Origin of the sequence: Caulobacter sp. ErkDOM-E, from assembly GCF_048541895.1 — a bacterium.
GTDB lineage: Bacteria > Pseudomonadota > Alphaproteobacteria > Caulobacterales > Caulobacteraceae > Caulobacter.
Map to the genome: position 1 here is coordinate 1,428,873 of NZ_CP183331.1, position 14,695 is coordinate 1,443,567.

The window sequence follows — 14,695 nt, forward strand, 5'->3', positions numbered from 1 at the left end:
CGGCGTCGGCTTCAGGCAAGCCCACGGCGGTGTCTTTGCTCAGCCCAGCCCAATCCTACCGCAAGAACGCCCGTCCCGCCGCGAAGTCCCCGACCTCGACATATGCCTTGCGGACCACGTCGCCGCCATCGCGGCCGGCGAAGGTGAACTCGATGGTCACGGCCTCGCGCGGGTCGAGCAGCGACAGGGCGTCGGCCGTCGCGACCGGGAAGCGGAAGCCCATCCCGGTCTTGGCGCCGGTCGGCAGCAGGGTCAGGGCCGCCTGTTCGCGGGTTTCGGCGTTGAACACCTGGCTGGCCGAGCGCGGCGCGACCTTGGCTGACAGGCTGCGGCCGCCGCGGGCGTCGATATAGGGGCCCTGGGTGCGGGCCGGGTCGCGCATCACCACGCGGGCCGCATAGGGCTGGGCGCCGTCGGCGAAGGTCGCCACGGCGGTCACCGCCTTGGCGCGGCCGGCCAGGCCGAAGATCAGGCGGTCGGGGCCGAAATTGCTGGGCTGCGACAGGCGCCAGACCGGGAAGGTCGCCGAGACGGGACGGTCGGCCTGCCAGATCGCAACATCGCCCGGATAGGTCATCTTCTGCAGGGTGGCATAGGCCTCAAAGGCCCCGCGAACCCGATCAGCGGCGGTGGTCAGATCCTTGGACTTGCAGCCGGCCGAGGCGGCCTTGGATCGTGCGCGGCTTTCCAGCGCCTCGACCTGGCCCTGGGTGGCGCCCGAGCGCAGGGTTGCGCCGCGCGCCTGGGCTCGCGCCGCATCGAGCGCCGAGCCGACAGCGGGCGCGAACAGTCGGCAACGGCCGTCTGCGGCCGTCATCAGGGTGCGCTCATAGAGCTGGTCGGCGGCGTTGGCGGCAAGCAGGGGGCCGGGCGATGCGAGACACACCGCGCCGGCCAGGAACCCCATCCACCGCGCCGTGCGACCTTTAAGAAGGTTCATCAGCGTCGTTTTCTCGTATGCTTCGAGACTTGAAGGGTCACCCTAGGGCCCTCGTGGTTGCGGTTCGGTTAGCATGCTTCTGTCGACGGATATCTGGGTGAGCGCGCTGATCCGCCGCGCCGAACTGGGCGGGGCCTTCGCCACCGTGGCCCGCAAGGGCGACGCCAAGGCCGGCGCGGTGCTGGTCAAGGCCGTCGATCGCCGCGAAAACAAGGCCCGGCTGTTTGCCGAGGCGACGCGAGGCGACGGCGAGCGCTTCTGGATGCAGCCGACCAAGTCGGATTTCGAGCCGGATCTGGACGCCTATGCGCAGCGCGCCGCGCGCATCGATCCTGACCTTTGGGTGATCGAGATCGAGGATCGTGACGGGCGTCACTTCCTGACCGAGGCCGTGGATGAGTAGCTGAAGCGCTCCAGGCGCGGCCAACCGTGCTGTGGAGGGCTCAACTTCTACGGCCCGTTAACCGCACTCCTACACCGGACTTAAAGCTCGGTGCGGCATTCTCTGCGTGTCCAGTCACTCTCAGAGATTTCCCCCGCCTCGCCATGCTTTTCCTGATGAACGATGTCGTTTTCAGCTTCGATGTGGCCGATCTGGCCCCGCCGATGGCGCATGACCGTTTCGCGAAGCTGTCGTTGAACTACGTCAGCGAACTGGGGCGGGAGCTGTATGCGGAAGAGCCGCTGCTGCACATCAAGGATCCCGAGCGGAGCCAGCGACTGGCCTCGCTGATCATTTCCAAGGCTCCAGAGGTCAATGCCGCTCTGTTCGTCGCGCCGGGGCGCGGCTGCCTGGTCGATCAGGTGCAGGTCCGATACGCGCAGATCGGCATCGAGGTCATGAGCGCGCTGATGACGCGTCAGAAGGCGGGCTCTCTGACCAATGTCGAGGCCGATCGCCAAGTCTGGCGTCGCCTGGCCGCCTGATTTTCCGCCAGGCCCCTACAGGACCAGGGCGATCAACCACTTTAGGGCGACGGCGGCGGCGACAAGTCCGCCGATCGTGATTGTCATGCACAGCACGCTGGCTTCGGCGCGTGGGCCGCGTGAACCGCGAGGCTCTTCCCAGAGGGCCATCTTTGTTTCCTCATCTGGCCGGCCACTCTCAATGGGTGACACGTTCCTGACCACTGGAGCATGACTCCAATCCCGTCGCGGCGACAGGGCTATTTTGACGCATCCCGCATCTTGAGAACCCCGAGACTTTCGGGCTAGATTTCAATTCTTGGTTGTGGATCTTCGCGTTGAGGTGGGTATGGCGAACCGGGAGCGCGGCGCGGCGGCCGCAATAATGTTCGCCTGGCTGCTGCTGAGCGTAGCGATCTGGCCTGGCATGGCCGGCGCGGCTCAGGTGACCGAGGTCGAGAAGATCCAGATCTCACCGGTCAAGGCCGGGCGCTGGCTCAAGGCGGAAAGCCCTCGCTTCATCGTCTATAGCGATGGCGACGAGCGCCTGCTGCGCGACTACGTGGTCAAGCTGGAGCTGTTCGACACGTTGTTGCGGCATCTGCACAACATGCCGCTGGATGGAGCGCCGCCGCGCAAGCTGTCGATCTTCCTGATCCGCGAGCGTGCGCAGTTCGACGTGGTCTGGCCCGGAATGCCGTCCAGCGTCAGCGGGTTCTATACCTCCAGCGTGGGCGACATCTTCGCCATGGCCATCCGCTCGCGCGACGACAACACCGTGGTACAGCACGAATACGTCCACCACTTCATGCTGCAGTATTTCCCCTACGGCTATCCGGCCTGGCTGGTGGAGGGCTATGCCGAGTACTTCGGCAGCGCCGAGGTCGGGCGCGACACCATCGCCATCGGCCGAAATACCGGCCGGGGCGGCAATCTGGAGGACATCGCCTGGGCGCCGGTTCGGTCGGTCCTGGCCAAGCGCCCCTATGAGCTGAAGGGCACTGACCGGGCGATGTTCTACGCCGAGGCCTGGCTGATGACCCACTATTTCATGAGCGATCCCGTCCGCTACCAGCAGCTGACCGCCTACATGAAGGCCGTCGGTAGCGGCGATGACCCGGTCAAGGCCATGGAAGCGGCGTCGGGCCTGTCGGCAGAAGCCCTGCAGGCCAAGCTGCGGGACTACATGCGGGTGAAGATCCAGGTCGTAACCCACACGCTCAAGGGTCTGCCGGCTCCGCCGGTCGAGGTCACAGCGCTGAGCAAGGCCTCGGATGACCTGTTGCTGGCCGACTTCTCGCTGCGTCGCTTCGGATTGGCCAATGATGACGACGAGGACGAAGACGAAGACTCTGAAGGCGCGTTGGAGGCCCGGGCTGAGGCCCGCAGCCTGAGGGCCAAATGGCGGGTGGCGTTCCTGGCCGACATCCAGGTCCGGGCGGCGCGCTATCCTGGCGAACGCCTGGCCGAACTGGTGCTGGCCCGGGCCGAACTGGCCCTCGGCGATCCTGAAAAGGGCCGGGTCCTGATCGATGCCTTCACCCAGGCCCGCCCAGACGATGCCGAGGGCCTGGAACTGGCTGGTCTGGCCCGGCTGGCGGCCGGCGACCGGGACGAGGACCATCGGGCTGCGCTCTACAAGGAAGCGGGCCAGCTGCTGGGGCAGGCTTACAAGCTCGATCCCACCCGCTACCAGACCCTCTATGGCTATGCGCGCAGCCGATCTCTGGACCCGAAGTATCCCACCCCCAATGTGATGGCGGTGCTGGAGGAGGCCCAGGCCCTGGCGCCCCAGGTGTCGCAAATCACCCTGGCCACGGCGCAGGCGATGATGCTTCGTGACCGCGACGACGAGGCCGCCGCCCTGCTGGGACCAGTCGCCAACAGCCCGCACGGCGGCGCAGAAGCCGCCCGGGCCAGGGCTATGCTCAAGGCCCTGTCCGAGCGCAAGGCGAAGGGCGAGGGTGACAAATAGCGCCCGGACGGCTAGTCCCCGCGCATGAGCACTTCCCCCGTCGCCCCCCTTTCCCCGGTGTTTCAGGCAGCCCGCCGGCGCACCTTCGCCATCATCAGTCACCCTGACGCCGGCAAGACGACCCTGACCGAAAACCTGCTGCTGGCCGGGGGCGCGATCCGCGCGGCCGGCGCGGTGCGGGCGCGCGGCCAGACGCGGCGAACCCAGTCGGACTGGATGAAGATCGAGCGGGAGCGCGGGATCTCGGTGTCGGCCTCGGTGATGACGTTCGACCACGACGGTCTGATGTTCAACCTGCTCGACACCCCCGGCCACGAGGACTTCTCGGAAGACACCTACCGCACCCTCACCGCCGCCGACGCGGCGATCATGGTGCTGGACGCCGCCAAGGGCATCGAGCCCCAGACCCTGAAGCTGTTCGAGGTGTGCCGCCTGCGCGACATCCCGATCATCACCTTCATCAACAAGATGGACCGCGAGGCCCAGGACCCGTTCGAGCTGCTGGACGAGGTGTCGTCCAAGCTGGCCCTCGACCCCGCGCCGCTCTATTGGCCGGCCGGGTCGGGTGGGCGCTTCAAGGGCATGCTGGATCTGCGCAAGCAGACCTTCATCCCCTACGCCAAGAAAAGCTCGACCGACGACGACGGCCATCCCGCGCCGGTCGCCCTGAAGTCCAACGCCATCAGCCGCTTTCTCGACCCCGAGGAACAGGCCGAGGTCGAGGAGGGCGCGATGCTGGTGTCCGAAGCTGCCAAGCCGTTCGACGTGCAGAGCTTCCTGGAGGGCCACATGACGCCGGTGTTCTTCGGCTCGGCCCTGCGCCACTTCGGCGTGTCGGAGCTGCTGGCCGGCATCGGCGCCTATGCCCCGCCGCCGCATCCGGCCCGGGCCATGCGCGCCGGCGTCGAGACCCATGTCGCGCCCGGCGACGCCGAGGTCTCGGGTTTCGTGTTCAAGGTCCAGGCCAATATGGACCCCAATCACCGCGACCGGATCGCCTTCCTGCGCCTGACCAGCGGCCGCTTCACGCGCGGCATGAAGCTGAAAGCCCAGAACACCGGCAAGTCGATGAGCGTCAACGCGCCGGTGATGTTCTTCGCCAGCGACCGCGAACTGGCCGAGGACGCCTATGCCGGCGACGTGATCGGCATTCCCAACCACGGCGTGCTGCGGGTGGGCGACAGCCTGTCGGAAAGCGGCCTGCTGCGCTTCGCCGGCCTGCCCAATTTCGCCCCCGAAATCCTGCGCCGCGTGCGGGTCAAGGATCCATTGAAGGCCAAGCACCTGAAGAAGGCGCTGGAAGGCCTGGCCGAGGAAGGCGTCACCCAGCTGTTCCGGCCGATGCTGGGCAGTTCCGACTTCATCGTCGGCGCCGTGGGCCAGCTGCAGTTCGAGGTCATGGCCGACCGCCTGGGCGGCGAATACGCCCTGGACGTGATCTTCGAGCCCAGCCCCTATGCCGAAGCCCGCTGGATCAGCGGCGCTCGCGCCGATGTCGAGGACTTCCAGGACAAGCACAAGACCGCCATGGCCACCGACATCGACGACCAGCCGGTGTTCCTGGGCAAGTCGTCCTGGGAGATCGGCTATGTCACGGAGCGTTTCCCCAAGGTTCTGTTCGAGCGGACGCGGGAGCGGGGGTGAACGCGCTAGCTCTAGTGTAGGCCGGTTTCGAAGTGTATTCAGGCTCTATGACTATGCAGCACCCTACCGCGCGCAGCCTTGCCGCCGCCAATGACCAGCTCCCGGATGGCGTGCTCATTGCCCCGCTAACGCTCTATGACGATGAGCGGGGAGCCTTCGCCGAGCTCTATCGCGAAGCGTGGGAGCTCGGCCCGAGGCCGCTGCAATGGAACTACTCGCACTCGGTCGCCAACGTGCTGCGTGGCGTGCACACTCACGAGGTCCAATACGATTATCTCGTCGTGGTGGCGGGGACGATGATCTTGGCCCTGCGAGATAGCCGCGCCAGTTCCAGCACTTTCGGGCGGGCATCGATGATGACTCTCGAGTGGAGTGATCCACACATGGTGGTGATCCCACCCGGCGTGTCGCACGGCTTCTACTGCCCGGAGCCCAGCGCATACGTCTTGGGCGTCTCGGCCTATTTCATCCAGCCCGAGAATCTGGACTGTCGCTGGGACGATCCGGAAATGGGATTCGCCTGGCCCTGCGACGCTCCGCTGTTGTCGAACAGGGACGCCAAGGCCGGAACCTATGGCGAGATGCTTGCGCGGTTCGCCGCTAAGCCGGCGGCCTCTTGATCAGAATTGGTTTGATTGGATGCGGGCGCTGGGGTCGGCTGATTCTGCGGGATCTTCTGGCCAGCGGCGCTGAGGTCCATGTCGCCACTCCAGAAGAGCACTCCAGGGCTTCTGCGATCGAGGGCGGGGCGACCCGTGCGGTGATCTCGGCGGCGGATCTGCCGCTCATGGATGGCTATGTTGTCGCCACTCCGACAGTGACTCACGCGTCGGTCGTGGAACTGCTGGCCCGTACCGGCAGGCCGCTTTTCGTCGAAAAGCCGATGACAAGTGATCTGGCGTCAGCCCGCCGTCTGGTCGAACTGGCGGGCGACCGGCTCTTCGTCATGGACAAGTGGCGCTACCATCCGGTGGTGGACGCCATGCGTGACGAGATCGCCTCGGGGAGTGTTGGCGAGGTCCTGGCGATCCAGTGCGTTCGACAGGGATGGTCCACTCCACACAGCGACGTCAGCGCCCTCTGGGTCCTCGCGCCCCACGACCTTTCAATTGTACTGCACCTGACCGGAAGCCTGCCGCCTCTGGTCGCGGCCTTTCCGATCGCGCCGGCCCGCGCTGATCTGGGCATGATGGTCCATCTGGGTGGCTCCGGCTTTCCGTCAGTGACGCTGGATATCGGCATCGCCAGCCCGCAGCATCGGCGACGTTGCCAGGTGATTGGTTCTCGCGGCTGTTTGGAATTGCGTGACGGCGACGAGGACAAGCTGGTCATCCGCGACGGCCTGCCGGGCGATCCGACCGCCGTCGAACGTATCCGGCTTACCGGGGCGGCCATGCCGCTCAGGGTCGAGATCGAGCGGTTCCTGAGCTATGTCGCCGGAGAAGGTCCTGCCCCCATGAGCTCTGCCGCCGATGGGCTGGCGATCGTCGAGCGGCTCGGTGAGATCGAGGCCGCTTTGGGCATGGCTCCGGCGGTGGCCGTATGAACCCGGTGTTCACGATCCTCCTGCCGGTGGTGCGCCCACCCGACCTGCTGCCCTTCGCCGTAGCCTCGGTGCTCGGGCAAGCTGAGCAGCGGTTCGAGTTGATGATCGTTTGCGACGGCGCGCCGCGGGAAACCGTCGCTGCAGCCAGGCAGTTGGCGGAGACCGACGATCGCATCCGGGTGTTCGATTTCCCCAAGGGCGAGCGACACGGTGAGGCTCACCGTCACACGGCTCTGGGCGAGGCCCGCGGACAGTATGTCTGCCAGATCGCTGATGATGATCTTTGGTTGCCCAATCATCTTGTCGAGATGGGCGCGCTACTGGAAAGCGTCGATTTCGGCAATCTGGCCCATGTGCGGGTCGAGGTTGACGGCGCGATGTCCTCAACCTGCGGCGATCTGTCTCTCGATGTGATGCGCAGGCTCATGCTGACGAGCAAGTTCAATATCTTTGGACCCACCTCGGCGGGCTATAGGCTGGACGCATACCGCAGCTTGCCCGTGGGCTGGTCGCCGGCGCCGGCAGACTTGTGGACCGATCTGGCGATGTGGCGGAAATTCCTGGCTACGCCCGGTTTGAGGCTGGGGACGCGCCACGCCATTACGTCGCTCCATTTCGCCGCTCAACTTCGCGCCGGGTGGTCATTGGATCGACGCCGAGAAGAGGCTGCGGGCTACCTCGACCTTATGAAGACCTCTGCGGGCCGCGACGACATCCGTCAGCGCGTTCTCAAGGGCGTCATCGGCATCCTGTGGGGAAATCGGGATGAACAGGCAAAGCTGATCGATGAGGTCGAGATTCTCGAGCGCCGTTTGATGGTGCTTGAAGCCGTTGGTCGCGAGAAGGTGGCGGCGCTGGAGGCGGAGATCCAACACCTGAAGGGCGGGCCCTCGTCGGATCCCGTTCCCGGATCTAATCCTTCCCTCCCGTAGCCGGAGCTTGATGTCGGTCATGCTGTCCATCGGCCTGGTTGCCCACGACGACCGCAAGGCGGCCCTGGTCGACTGGGCGATGGCGCACGCTGACTTTCTGGCCGGCAAGACGCTCTACGCCACCGGCACAACCGGCGGCCGCATCCTCGAAGCCTTGCCCGACCTGAACCTGACCCGCCTGAAGAGCGGCCCGCTGGGGGGCGATCTGCAGTTGGGCGCGCTGATCGCCGAAGGGCGGCTGGATGTGCTGATCTTCTTCGTCGATCCGCTGTCGCCGCAGCCGCACGACGTGGATGTGAAGGCCCTGATCCGGATGGCGACGCTGGCCGACATCCCGTTCGCCTGCAATCCGGCGACAGCCGACCTGATCGCCGGCGGGCTGGGCTAGCAAGAGCGGGCCGGAGTGCCGACCCTTTCGAAGTCCTCGCTTTGAACGTGCTTCTGCCGACCGTCTATCCCCGTGCTCGCACGGGGATAGTGCCCCCTCCGCCCCAGCAAATTCAACGCCCTAACCGCCCCATCCAGCGTCACAATCCAAAATCGACGCAGCCCCCTGCAAAACGGCCGCATACTTCTGCTCTCTTCATCGCAAGGGGAGGGCGTCCAGCTGGCGACCTGACGGGCGGTGGAGGCGGTTGTGCGGGTCGTGCTCGCCTGACCGTTGTCGATGCAGTCCCCGGCGGGGATCGGTTCGAGGTGTGTAATTCCCCCCCCCTGGGGTTTCGCCGGGCAAATCGGTCGCTAACGCGCTCGTGGACAGCCCGGCGACGGCGGCGAGCGCTCCAGGCGCGGGCTGAAATCGCCTGCGCGGTCCGGAGGGGTCGCTTCCCTTCCGCCCGCCTGGGGCCTCTTTCGGGAGCGGGTTAAAACCCCGCGCCCCGAGGGCTCATCGGATAACAACCGCGCGGAGCGCTCCGGCCACGGCCGAAACGGTACTCCACTACAATCTCATCCGGGCCTGGCCCGGACGCTCCGCCGCCTCCCCAACCCGCCGGTGAATATCGGCGGAGATGCGAACCTGTGCGCCCATTTCGGGGCCGCACCTATGTGGAGAGGACGATGACGTCTGATGATTTTGAAAGCGCACTAGGAAAATTCCGGAGCGACGCGGCGGCCGAGGTGCTGCGGCAGGCGATCCGGGATCTGGAAACGAAGTTTGATCCCAACCAGCCACGGGCGCCGGTCGGGAGTTCGAACGGCGGGCAGTGGGTCGATACGGGCCGCGGTGGTGGTGGAGGCGCCAAGCTACACAAGCCGTCCAAGGCGAGCCCGAAGCCGAAGATGCGGCGGCGGCTGGTGCAAGCCGCCCGTGTGCTGGCCAGCCATCCTCAAGCTGGGCCTCTCGCTCAGGCGGCTGGGCTCCCGGCACTCGCCGGAGGCGTCGCGCTGACCCGCGCGATCGGTGATTTCGATAGCCGGACAACCGGTCGGGAGAAGACGCCGTTCCTGAAGTTGCCAACCCCAAGCCTGAACCTGAGAGTGACGGATGAAGTTGTTGGCGCGGGACGCAAGAAGCCGCGGATTCGAAAGTGGCGGCCCGGAGTGGGAAAAACGTCCATTAATATCGAGGACGATTGCGATGAGTTGTATTTCTCTGACGAGATAAAATGCAAAACGTATTCAATAATGTACGGAAAGGGTAAGTCTCAAAAGGGGGCTATATACGCTCAATGCATGGCTTCCGCTGCAGAGCGACATGCGACGTGCATGCGTTTTGGCATCAATGCTGTTAGTTTGTCGCTCTTTGACGGGAGGTCGTTGAAATGAATTTGCGAGAATTAGGGCCTAGAAGTGTTCCCTACATTGGCGCTGACGGAGAGGAAGGGGCCGGCGCAATTCTCATCAGGTTTGGTGCGCCAACCTATATCGATATTGACGAGGACGAACCCATCGAGCGCCAGACGGGCGATCTAGAGGTCCAGCTTGCCGGTCGACGATACAAATTCACCGCGAACGGAGCCGACGATCTTCAGGTGGCATTCTATCTGATGCGCGTCGCCGGTGCCTGGCTTATTCGCGTGGCCGAAGAGGAGGGACTTACCCTCTTCGTAGATCGTCGAACCCCTATCGAAGAGCCCTTAGACCTCTTCGACAGCTGACGATCAGTCGCCCCTCAAGGCTCCGCCCCCGTCTCGATCAGCGGCCGGGCCAGGCCCACCGCCTGCTCGACGGTGGTGGCGACCGGGACGCCGGCGAACGGCTTCCAGCCGTCGCAGACCACCTTGGCCGCCGCGTCGTCGGCGCCGCCGGGCGGGATCGGGGCGGCGGGGCGCTGGTCGCCGGTGACCGGGCCTTCGCGGCCGCCGGCGCGGATGCTGCCGAAGCCGGCATGGGCGATTGAGCGGGCGTCGCAGTCGATGACCTCGTGACGCCAGCCGCCCCAGTACTCATCGGCCCCGGCCTTGAAGCCGCCCTCGGTGACCTGCAGCACGCGCAGTTTCGCGGTGCGGCCGGTCCACTGGACGCTGGTCAGATCGACGAAGACGGCGAAGCGGCCGACGTCGGCCAGCCGCAGCTCAAGCGGGGCGGGGGAGGCGGTTTGGGCGAGTGTTGGCGTTGTCCACACAACCAGCGCCAACAGGGCGTTTCGCGCCGCGCGCAAATGGTCTAATCGGCTTTTCATGATCCAGCGTCGACGCCCCGTACCCTTCGAACTCGGCCCCGTGCACTTCATCGGCATCGGCGGCATCGGCATGTCCGGCATCGCCGAGATCATGCTGCGTATCGGCTACACCGTTCAGGGCAGCGACGCCAAGGCGTCGGCCAATACCGAGCGGCTGGAAAAGCTGGGCGCGCGGATCTTCGTGGGCCATGACGCGGCCAATGTCGAAGGCGCCTCGGCCATCGTCTATTCGACGGCGGTCAAGGCCGACAATGTCGAGATGGCCGCCGGCCGCGACAAGCGCCTGCCCCTGGTGCGGCGGGCCGAGATGCTGGCCGAGCTGATGCGCCTGCAGTTCTCGATCGCCGTGGGCGGCACGCACGGCAAGACCACCACCACCTCGATGGTCGCCGCCCTGCTGGACGCCGGTGATCTGGACCCGACCGTGGTCAATGGCGGCATCATCAACGCCTATGGCACCAATGCCAAGGTGGGCGAGGGCGACTGGATCGTCGTCGAGGCTGACGAGAGCGACGGCAGCTTCCTGAAGCTGAAGTCGACCGTGGCCATCGTCACCAATATCGACGCCGAGCACCTGGACCATTGGGGCACCTTTGACGCGGTCAAGAAGGGCTTCCAGGACTTCATCGAGAACATCCCCTTCTATGGTTTCGCGGCGGTCTGCACCGACCATCCCGAAGTCCAGGCCCTGACCGCGCGGATCGAGAACCGCCGGCTGGTGACCTATGGCGTTAATCCTCAGGCCGAGGTGCGCGTCTCCAATATCCAGATGGGCCCCGACGGCTCGGTGTTCGACATCATCGTCTCGCCGCTGGTCGGCGATCAGGTGCGCTATGACGGGCTGAAGATGCCGATGGCCGGGCACCACAATGTGCTCAACGCCACCGCCGCCGTGGCCGTGGCCCGCGAGCTGGGCGTCGACGCCGACGCCATCCGGGCCGGCCTGGCCAGCTTCGGCGGGGTCAAGCGCCGCTTCACCACCACCGGCGTGGCCGGCGGCATCCGCGTGGTCGATGACTATGGCCACCACCCGGTCGAGATCGCCGCCGTGCTCAAGGCCGCCCGCGCCGTGACCCCGAACGGCAAGGTGATCGCCGTGGTCCAGCCGCACCGCTTCACCCGGCTTCGCGACCTGATGACCGAGTTCAGCTCGTGCTTCAACGACGCCGACACCGTGATCGTCGCCGACGTCTATACGGCCGGCGAGAGCCCCATCGAGGGCATCGACCGCGACGCCCTGGTCGAGGGCCTCAAGAAGTTTGGCCACCGCCGGGCCCTGCCGCTTGAAAACCCCACGGCCCTGCCGCGCCTGATCGCCGCCGAAGCCGTCAGCGGCGACCTCGTCGTGCTGCTGGGGGCCGGCGACATCACCACCTGGGCCTATGCGCTGCCGGGGCAACTGGAAGCGCTGGCCCAGTGAGCGGGGGCGAAGTGAGCTGGAAGGCCAATCTCCCCGCCGTTCGCGGCAAGCTGTTGTTTGACGAGCCTCTGGGCCCGTTCACCTGGTTCCGCGTCGGTGGCCCAGCCGAGGTGCTGTTCCTGCCCGCCGACGCCGACGACCTGCGCGACTTCCTGATGGCTCTGCCAGCCGAAGTTCCGGTTCAGGCGCTGGGCGTCGGCTCCAACGTCATCATCCGCGACGGCGGGGTCGAGGGCGTGGTCATCCGCTGCGCCGGTCGCGCCTTTGGTGAGGTCACGGTCGATGCCGAGGAGAACCTGATCATCGCCGGTCCGGCGGCGCTGGACGCCTCGGTGGCTCGGGCGGCGGCGAGGGCGGGGCTGGGCGGGCTCGAATTCTATGTCGGCATCCCGGGCACCGTCGGCGGCGCCCTGACCATGAATGCCGGCTGCTATGGCCGCGAGACCAAGGACATTCTGGTCAGCGCCTGGGGCTATGACCGGTCCGGCGAAATGCGGGTCTGGAGCAACGAAGACTTCGGCTTCACCTATCGGCACACGGAAGTCCCCCCCAACAGCATGTTCTGGGTGCAGGCGATGTTCCGCGGAACGCCCGACGATCCGGCCGACGTGCGCGATCGCATGGCCGAGATCACCGCCCGCCGCGAGACCACCCAGCCGATCCGCGAAAAGACCGGCGGCTCGACCTTCAAGAACCCTCCGGGCCACTCGTCCTGGAAGCTGGTCGACGAGGCCGGCTGGCGGGGCAAACCGTTTGGCGGGGCGATGTTCTCGCCGCTGCATTCCAACTTCCTGATCAATACCGGCGAGGCTACGGCCGCCGACCTGGAAGGCCTGGGCGACGCGGTTCGGGCTGATGTGCTGGCCAAGACCGGCATCCAGCTGGACTGGGAAATCAAGCGGATCGGGCGGCCGAAATAGGGACGCTTCCCTAAAAGGCTGTCATCCCGGACAAGCGCGCAGCGCGCCGATCCGGGACCGCCGGAAGCGCGGCGTTCAGGCGTCGGTCCCGGATTTTCCCCCGGCCTTCGCCGGGGTTCGTCCGGGATGACAGCTTTATTGAGCTGCTGGGGCAGAACCCGGGCAGACCGAAGGTTATTGATAGTTCATCCGGTTCTTGCCTGTTTCGGGCAAGCGCCGGTGTTATGAGATCGTCCTGAATTTCGGAGAATCCCCGCGCATGTTCCGCACCCTGCTGACCGCCGCCGCCGTATCCGCCCTTCTGGTCGGTGGGGCCCAGGCCCAGACCGCCCCCCAGGCAAAGTCGGGGCTCAAGACCCTGTTCGCCGGCAAGTCCGCCGCGCCGGCCGCTGCGCCGGTTTCGCCCGAGGCCACCGCCGAGGCCCTGCGTGACAAGGCCCTGCGCGATCACCTGGCCTGGGACATCACCGAGGACCTGACCACCACTATCGGTCCGCGTCTGGTCGGCTCGCCGGCCATGGAAAAGGCCAAGGACTGGGGCGTGGCCCAGTTCAAGGCCCTGGGCTTCACCAACATCAAGGTCGATGAGTTCGCCAAGCCGTCCTGGACGCGTGGCGAGGAGAGCGCCTGGCTGATGGCGCCCTATGCCATGAACCTCAACCCCGTGGGCCTGGGCCGCACGATCTCGACCCTGCCCGAAGGCGTCGAGGCCGAGGTGGCGCTGTTCAAGACCTATGCCGAGATGATCGCCGCGCCGGAAGGCGCGCTGAAGGGCAAGATCGTGGTCATCACCCAGCCGATGGTCCGCGCCCAGGACGGGGCCGGCTATGGCGTGGCCGGCATCTCGCGCCGGGCCGGCCCGGTGGAAGCCGCCAAGCGCGGCGCCGTGGCCATGCTGATCCGCTCGATCTCGACCTCGGATTCCTCGGTGCCGCACACCGGCAGCACCGCCAATGGCGAGGGCGTGGTGACCATTCCCGCCGCCGCGATCGGCGTGCCGGAAGCCGAGCAGCTGGAGCGTCTGGCCGCCAAGGGCCCGCTGCGCATCAAGCTGAAGCTGCAGTCCAGCTTCGATGCCAAGGACGTGGCCTGGAACATCTCGGGCGACATTCAGGGCTCGGAAAAGCCTGACGAAGTGATCGTCATCGGCGGCCACCTCGACAGCTGGGACGTCGGCACCGGCGCCCTGGACGACGCCACAGGCATCGCCATCACCACGGCGGCCGCCAAGCTGATCGGCGACCTGCCCAGGCATCCCAAGCGCACGATCCGCGTCGTGATGTGGGGCTCTGAAGAAAGCGGCGGCTCGTCCGACGCCTATCTGGCCGCCAACAAGGACGCGCTGTCGAAGATCGTGCTGGCCGGCGAGAGCGACACCGGCGCCGACCGCATCTACAGCCTCCAGGTTCCGGCCGGCGCGCTGGATCATCCGGTGATCAAGACCGCGACCCGCGTGCTCATGCCTCTGAAGATCTATCTGGACCGCGCGCCGGCGGCTCATGGCGGCGCCGACATCGGCGCCATCGAGGAGGCCGGCGTGCCGGTGATCAACCTGAACCAGGATGCCAGCCGCTACTTCGACTATCACCACACAGCCGATGACACGCTCAACAAGGTGGACCCGATCCAGCTGGCCCAGAACGTGGCCGCCTGGACCAGCTTCCTCTATCTGGTGGCCGACAGCGACATCGACTTCCGCGCGCTGAAGCCGGCGACGGCGGCGGCGAGCCACTAGTCCAAACCTGTCATCCCGGACGACCCAGAGGGGCGATCCGGGACCGCGGCAAGC

General features: G+C 66.2%; 16 protein-coding genes. 13 read left to right on the forward strand and 3 right to left on the reverse strand.

Annotated elements, in window-relative coordinates; genetic code table 11:
* Positions 1–55: 55 nt before the first annotated feature.
* Positions 56–940 carry a hypothetical protein gene (locus tag ACN2C7_RS07060; RefSeq protein ID WP_419320732.1) on the reverse strand — a complete coding sequence of 295 codons (885 nt, stop codon included), beginning with the start codon at positions 938–940 and terminating at the stop codon, positions 56–58.
* Positions 941–1,013: 73 nt separating this feature from the next.
* Here ACN2C7_RS07060 and ACN2C7_RS07065 point away from each other — a divergent pair, with 73 nt between their 5' ends.
* The gene (locus ACN2C7_RS07065; RefSeq protein WP_419320735.1) at positions 1,014–1,343 is read left to right on the forward strand and encodes a DUF1491 family protein; all 330 of its coding nucleotides are present in this window, start codon (positions 1,014–1,016) and stop codon (positions 1,341–1,343) included.
* 143 nt (positions 1,344–1,486) lie between these two features.
* Positions 1,487–1,867, forward strand: coding sequence for a hypothetical protein (locus tag ACN2C7_RS07070; protein WP_419320736.1), 381 nt, complete (start codon positions 1,487–1,489; stop codon positions 1,865–1,867).
* Positions 1,868–1,882: 15 nt separating this feature from the next.
* Here the strand turns inward: ACN2C7_RS07070 and ACN2C7_RS07075 are convergent, their stop codons facing one another.
* Complete coding sequence (locus ACN2C7_RS07075) at positions 1,883–2,017, reverse strand: hypothetical protein (RefSeq protein WP_419320738.1); 135 nt, start codon at positions 2,015–2,017, stop codon at positions 1,883–1,885.
* Between the two features lie 178 nt (positions 2,018–2,195).
* On the opposite strand from ACN2C7_RS07075, the gene ACN2C7_RS07080 reads away from it, so the two are divergent.
* The 8 genes from ACN2C7_RS07080 to ACN2C7_RS07115 all read left to right on the forward strand — a co-directional run bounded on the left by ACN2C7_RS07080 (position 2,196) and on the right by ACN2C7_RS07115 (position 10,042).
* Complete coding sequence (locus ACN2C7_RS07080) at positions 2,196–3,821, forward strand: tetratricopeptide repeat protein (RefSeq protein WP_419320740.1); 1,626 nt, start codon at positions 2,196–2,198, stop codon at positions 3,819–3,821.
* A 24-nt stretch (positions 3,822–3,845) separates the two neighbouring features.
* Positions 3,846–5,465 carry a peptide chain release factor 3 gene (locus tag ACN2C7_RS07085; protein ID WP_419320741.1) on the forward strand — a complete coding sequence of 540 codons (1,620 nt, stop codon included), beginning with the start codon at positions 3,846–3,848 and terminating at the stop codon, positions 5,463–5,465.
* 53 nt (positions 5,466–5,518) lie between these two features.
* Positions 5,519–6,085, forward strand: coding sequence for a dTDP-4-dehydrorhamnose 3,5-epimerase family protein (locus ACN2C7_RS07090; protein WP_419320742.1), 567 nt, complete (start codon positions 5,519–5,521; stop codon positions 6,083–6,085).
* Positions 6,082–7,011 (forward strand): Gfo/Idh/MocA family protein, encoded by a 930-nt coding sequence (locus ACN2C7_RS07095; RefSeq protein WP_419320744.1) that lies wholly within the window; start codon positions 6,082–6,084, stop codon positions 7,009–7,011. Before ACN2C7_RS07090 ends, ACN2C7_RS07095 begins: the two co-directional genes overlap by 4 nt.
* Complete coding sequence (locus tag ACN2C7_RS07100) at positions 7,008–7,943, forward strand: glycosyltransferase family 2 protein (protein ID WP_419320746.1); 936 nt, start codon at positions 7,008–7,010, stop codon at positions 7,941–7,943. The genes ACN2C7_RS07095 and ACN2C7_RS07100 overlap by 4 nt, the downstream gene beginning before the upstream one ends.
* A 10-nt stretch (positions 7,944–7,953) precedes the next feature.
* Positions 7,954–8,331 (forward strand): methylglyoxal synthase, encoded by a 378-nt coding sequence (locus tag ACN2C7_RS07105; RefSeq protein WP_419320748.1) that lies wholly within the window; start codon positions 7,954–7,956, stop codon positions 8,329–8,331.
* Positions 8,332–9,002: 671 nt separating this feature from the next.
* Positions 9,003–9,710, forward strand: coding sequence for a hypothetical protein (locus ACN2C7_RS07110; RefSeq protein WP_419320750.1), 708 nt, complete (start codon positions 9,003–9,005; stop codon positions 9,708–9,710).
* A complete protein-coding gene (locus tag ACN2C7_RS07115; RefSeq protein WP_419320752.1) occupies positions 9,707–10,042 on the forward strand; it encodes a hypothetical protein in 336 nt (111 codons plus the stop codon). Before ACN2C7_RS07110 ends, ACN2C7_RS07115 begins: the two co-directional genes overlap by 4 nt.
* 14 nt (positions 10,043–10,056) lie before the next feature.
* On the opposite strand, the gene ACN2C7_RS07120 is transcribed toward ACN2C7_RS07115, so the two are convergent.
* Positions 10,057–10,566, reverse strand: a complete 510-nt coding sequence (locus ACN2C7_RS07120) for a hypothetical protein (protein ID WP_419320754.1) — start codon at positions 10,564–10,566, stop codon at positions 10,057–10,059.
* Between ACN2C7_RS07120 and murC the strand changes: the two genes are divergently transcribed.
* The 3 genes from murC (at position 10,565) to ACN2C7_RS07135 (ending at position 14,641) form a co-directional block, all read left to right on the forward strand.
* Positions 10,565–11,986 (forward strand): UDP-N-acetylmuramate--L-alanine ligase, encoded by a 1,422-nt coding sequence (gene murC / locus ACN2C7_RS07125; RefSeq protein ID WP_419320755.1) that lies wholly within the window; start codon positions 10,565–10,567, stop codon positions 11,984–11,986. The genes ACN2C7_RS07120 and murC overlap by 2 nt on opposite strands.
* Before the next feature lie 11 nt (positions 11,987–11,997).
* Positions 11,998–12,906: a UDP-N-acetylmuramate dehydrogenase gene (murB, locus tag ACN2C7_RS07130; RefSeq protein ID WP_419321426.1), complete on the forward strand. Its 909-nt coding sequence runs from the start codon at positions 11,998–12,000 to the stop codon at positions 12,904–12,906.
* 259 nt (positions 12,907–13,165) lie between these two features.
* Entirely contained in the window at positions 13,166–14,641 is a 1,476-nt protein-coding gene (locus tag ACN2C7_RS07135; RefSeq protein WP_419320757.1) for a M20/M25/M40 family metallo-hydrolase, read from the forward strand.
* Positions 14,642–14,695: the final 54 nt, after the last annotated feature.

Excerpts from the sequence above, each read along its gene's own strand:
- ACN2C7_RS07060 (WP_419320732.1), bottom strand. The coding sequence starts at position 940 with ATGAACCTTCTTAAAGGTCGCACGGCGCGGTGGATGGGGTTCCTGGCC.
- ACN2C7_RS07065 (WP_419320735.1), top strand. The coding sequence starts at position 1,014 with ATGCTTCTGTCGACGGATATCTGGGTGAGCGCGCTGATCCGCCGCGCC.
- ACN2C7_RS07070 (WP_419320736.1), top strand. The coding sequence starts at position 1,487 with ATGCTTTTCCTGATGAACGATGTCGTTTTCAGCTTCGATGTGGCCGAT.
- ACN2C7_RS07075 (WP_419320738.1), bottom strand. The coding sequence starts at position 2,017 with ATGGCCCTCTGGGAAGAGCCTCGCGGTTCACGCGGCCCACGCGCCGAA.
- ACN2C7_RS07080 (WP_419320740.1), top strand. The coding sequence starts at position 2,196 with ATGGCGAACCGGGAGCGCGGCGCGGCGGCCGCAATAATGTTCGCCTGG.
- ACN2C7_RS07085 (WP_419320741.1), top strand. The coding sequence starts at position 3,846 with ATGAGCACTTCCCCCGTCGCCCCCCTTTCCCCGGTGTTTCAGGCAGCC.
- ACN2C7_RS07090 (WP_419320742.1), top strand. The coding sequence starts at position 5,519 with ATGCAGCACCCTACCGCGCGCAGCCTTGCCGCCGCCAATGACCAGCTC.
- ACN2C7_RS07100 (WP_419320746.1), top strand. The coding sequence starts at position 7,008 with ATGAACCCGGTGTTCACGATCCTCCTGCCGGTGGTGCGCCCACCCGAC.
- ACN2C7_RS07105 (WP_419320748.1), top strand. The coding sequence starts at position 7,954 with ATGTCGGTCATGCTGTCCATCGGCCTGGTTGCCCACGACGACCGCAAG.
- ACN2C7_RS07110 (WP_419320750.1), top strand. The coding sequence starts at position 9,003 with ATGACGTCTGATGATTTTGAAAGCGCACTAGGAAAATTCCGGAGCGAC.
- ACN2C7_RS07115 (WP_419320752.1), top strand. The coding sequence starts at position 9,707 with ATGAATTTGCGAGAATTAGGGCCTAGAAGTGTTCCCTACATTGGCGCT.
- murC (WP_419320755.1), top strand. The coding sequence starts at position 10,565 with ATGATCCAGCGTCGACGCCCCGTACCCTTCGAACTCGGCCCCGTGCAC.
- ACN2C7_RS07120 (WP_419320754.1), bottom strand. The coding sequence starts at position 10,566 with ATGAAAAGCCGATTAGACCATTTGCGCGCGGCGCGAAACGCCCTGTTG.
- ACN2C7_RS07135 (WP_419320757.1), top strand. The coding sequence starts at position 13,166 with ATGTTCCGCACCCTGCTGACCGCCGCCGCCGTATCCGCCCTTCTGGTC.